General features: G+C 68.4%; 1 protein-coding gene. It reads left to right on the top strand.

The window, feature by feature from the left end; genetic code table 11:
• Positions 1-84: 84 nt before the first annotated feature.
• Positions 85-553: PH domain-containing protein (locus JCM19049_RS17180; protein ID WP_279403518.1), on the top strand; the 469-nt coding region annotated here is incomplete at its 3' end.

Here is a 553-nt window from a genome sequence, read left to right as displayed (position 1 = left end):
GGTGATCCCCGGGCTCCCGGCCCGGGAGGGCCAGCAGCTGCGCGAACGGCTGGTGGCGGCCGGTGAAGAGAAGATGATCGGGCTATGAGCGGGCCGTGGCAGCGGGTGCACCCGGCCAGTCCGTTCGTGCACGGCTGGCTGGCGATCGTCGGGCTGATCTACGTCTACTACACGAACACCGACGAACTGTCCTGGTCCGAACGCTTCGAGGGCCCCCGGCTGGGCTGGACCGCGGCGATCGGTTCCGCGGCGCTGCTGGTGATCCTGGTTTTCTACGCCCTGTCCTGGTATTTCACCCGCTACCGGCTGAGTGAAACGCACGTGTACGTGAACTCCGGGATGCTCTTTCGCAGCCAGAAGCAGGCGCGCATCGAACGGGTGCAGGCCATCGACATCGCCCAGCCGCTGGTGGCCCGGCTGTTGGGCCTGGCCGAACTGCGCTTTGACGTGGCCGACGGCTCCGAATCGGTGATGCGCCTGGCGTTCTTGAAGAAGGCCGACGCGCACCGGCTGCGCGGGGTCATCCTGGACCGCGCCCACGCCGCCCGCCACG

The organism is Arthrobacter sp. JCM 19049, from assembly GCF_001310435.1.
This window is presented reverse-complemented; position numbering and strand designations above follow the sequence as displayed.